Origin of the sequence: Cellulomonas sp. A375-1, from assembly GCF_001040865.1 — a bacterium.
Lineage (GTDB): Bacteria > Actinomycetota > Actinomycetes > Actinomycetales > Cellulomonadaceae > Cellulomonas > Cellulomonas gelida.
In genome coordinates, this window is sequence record NZ_LFKW01000132.1 from 1 (window position 1) to 2,618 (window position 2,618).

4 protein-coding genes are annotated in these 2,618 nt (G+C 71.8%); 3 read left to right on the forward strand and 1 reads right to left on the reverse strand.

Annotated elements, in window-relative coordinates:
- Nucleotides 1-5 precede the first annotated feature (5 nt).
- On the forward strand, nucleotides 6-920 hold the full coding sequence (locus CWIS_RS13395; protein ID WP_156186670.1) for a sigma-70 family RNA polymerase sigma factor: 915 nt from the start codon (nucleotides 6-8) through the stop codon (nucleotides 918-920).
- A complete protein-coding gene (gene rsrA / locus CWIS_RS13400; RefSeq protein WP_082156468.1) occupies nucleotides 920-1,330 on the forward strand; it encodes a mycothiol system anti-sigma-R factor in 411 nt (136 codons plus the stop codon). Before CWIS_RS13395 ends, rsrA begins: the two co-directional genes overlap by 1 nt.
- 105 nt (nucleotides 1,331-1,435) lie before the next feature.
- On the opposite strand, the gene CWIS_RS19860 is transcribed toward rsrA, so the two are convergent.
- A complete protein-coding gene (locus CWIS_RS19860; RefSeq protein ID WP_369796588.1) occupies nucleotides 1,436-1,510 on the reverse strand; it encodes a 50S ribosomal protein bL37 in 75 nt (24 codons plus the stop codon).
- 235 nt (nucleotides 1,511-1,745) lie between these two features.
- Between CWIS_RS19860 and CWIS_RS13405 the strand changes: the two genes are divergently transcribed.
- The coding region (locus CWIS_RS13405; protein WP_231583883.1) for a type IV pilus twitching motility protein PilT at nucleotides 1,746-2,618 on the forward strand (873 nt) is incomplete at its 3' end.

Below are 2,618 nucleotides of genomic sequence, written 5' to 3' on the forward strand. Positions count from 1 at the left end.
CCAGCATGACCCGCCTCGCCGAGCCGACCGCCGCGCCCGTAGCCGAGCCGACGGCCGCGCTCCCGGCCGCGCCGGCCCCGACGCGCGCCGCCGAGCCCGCGCACCGCTCCGCCTCGATGGGCAACCTGGCGTGCGTGGTCGTCGCGACCCTGGCCGCCGGTCGGTCGCCTGGCGGTGCAGGCGAGCCTGCGGGCATAGGCTCGGCACCGATGAGCGACGAGACGATCGAGCCGACCGCGGCCACCGAGACGGTCGAGCCAGCGCCCGAGATCGAGCCGATGCCGCAGGGCGGCAAGCGCGCACCCGAGGCGGAGGACGAGTCCGCCCGAGCCGCGCGGTTCGAGGACGAGGCGCTGGTCTACCTCGACCAGCTCTACGGCGCTGCGCTGCGCATGACGCGCAACCCTGCGGACGCCGAGGACCTGGTCCAGGAGACGTTCACGAAGGCGTTCGCGGCGTTCCACCAGTACAAGCCGGGGACCAACCTCAAGGCGTGGCTGTACCGGATCCTCACGAACACGTACATCAACACGTACCGCAAGAAGCAGCGTGAGCCGCAGCAGTCCCACTCGGAGGAGATCGAGGACTGGCAGCTGGCCCGCGCGGCGTCGCACACGTCCGCCGGGCTGCGCTCGGCCGAGGCCGAGGCGCTCGACCACCTGCCGGACTCGGACGTGAAGGACGCGCTGCAGCGCATCCCGGAGGAGTTCCGCATCGCGGTGTACCTCGCCGACGTCGAGGGCTTCGCGTACAAGGAGATTGCCGAGATCATGGGCACGCCGATCGGGACGGTGATGTCCCGCCTGCACCGTGGCCGCAGCCAGCTGCGCGAGCTGCTCGCGGACTACGCGCGCGAGCGCGGGCTGGTCCCCGCCGCGCACGGCACGGCGGCGCAGGGCTCGTCGGAGGAGGGCGAGTGATGAACGAGGGTCAGGAGACGCTGCGCGAGGGCGTGTGGGAAGAGCCGGCCGGGACGGCGGGACGGTCGTCGTCGGGCTGCGACTGCGACGAGGCCGTCGCGGAGCTCTGGGCGTACCTCGACTCCGAGCTCGAGCCGATCGAGGCCGAGCGGGTCAAGGAGCACCTCGAGAGCTGTGACGGCTGCCTCGGCGAGCACGATGTCGAGCTCGTCGTGAAGAAGCTCGTCAAGCGGTGCTGGGAGCAGGACGAGGCCGCGCCTGCGGACCTGCGTGCCCGGATCCACGCGACGCTCACGGGCGTGCGGGTCACCGAGACCCGAGTCACGCAGACCCGTGTCACGCAGACCGCCGTCACGCAGACCGGCGTCAGCGCGACCCGGATCACCGAGACCCGGATCGTCGAGAGCTGAGACCCGGGTCGGCGACACCCCCTGGACGACGAAGGCCCCGCTGCACCTGAGGTGCGCGGGGCCTTCGTGCGGGTGCGTCGACGACGCCCCGCTGAGCTCAGGGGCTCAGGCGTTGGGGCGCTTGCCGTGGTTCGACGCGCTCCCGGCGCGGGAGCGGCGCTTGCGGCCTCGCTTGCTCATGGGGCTTCCCTTCGTCGGCCTTGGTCACAGAGTTACGTGCCATCGTCCCACACCCGCGGCGGTGACCCGGACGGGGTCCGGCCGCGCCGGAAGCGAGCGTGCCGCCGGTCGTCCCGCCGTCCTGAGGTCGATCCGCTGCCCCGCTGCGAGGCGGTCGCACGTGCGCCGGGCGGAAAACCGTGATCCCGCACCGACCTGCTCAAGTCGGGTATGTCGGTGACCGATGAACTCGAACGTGAGCGCGCCCACGCAGTCCGTCATCCCGTTCCTGCACGCCCTGGCCAGCACGGGCGGCTCCGACCTGCACTGCAAGGTCGGCTCGGCGCCGCGCGTGCGCGTCGACGGCCGGCTCCGCAAGCTGCAGGTGCCGGAGCTGACCCCGGCGGACACCGAGCGCATGCTCGAGGAGGTCCTGCCCGACGACCTCGTCGCGAGCTTCCGCGAGTCGCACGAGGCGGACTTCGCGTACTCGCTGTCTGGCGTGGGCCGGTTCCGTGTCAACGCCTACCAGGCGCGCGGCACCTACGGGCTGGTCTTCCGGCGGGTCGCCGTGGGTGCGCAGTCGCTCGGCTCGCTGGGCATCCCCGAGGTCGTCGGCGAGCTCGCGCTCGAGCCCCGCGGTCTCGTGCTGGTGACGGGCCCGACGGGTTCGGGCAAGACGACGACGCTCGCGTCGATGGTCGACCTGATCAACACGTTCCGCGAGGTCAACATCGTCACGATCGAGGACCCGATCGAGATCCTGCACCAGGACAAGAAGGCGATCGTGTCGCAGCGCGAGGTGCGTCAGGACACCGCGGACTTCACGGTCGCGCTGCGTGCCGCGATGCGCCAGGACCCCGACGTCATCCTCGTCGGCGAGATGCGCGACATCGAGACCGTGCGCGCGGCGCTGTCCGCCGCCGAGACCGGGCACCTCGTCCTGTCCACGCTCCACACGATCGACGCGCCCGAGACGATCAACCGCATCGTCGACTTCTTCCCGCTGCACGAGCAGAAGCAGGTGCGGGTCGCGCTCTCGCAGGCGCTGCGCGGGGTCGTCTCGCAGCGGCTGGTCCGCAAGTCCGACGGCTCGGGCCGGTGCCCGGCGGTCGAGGTCATGGTCAAC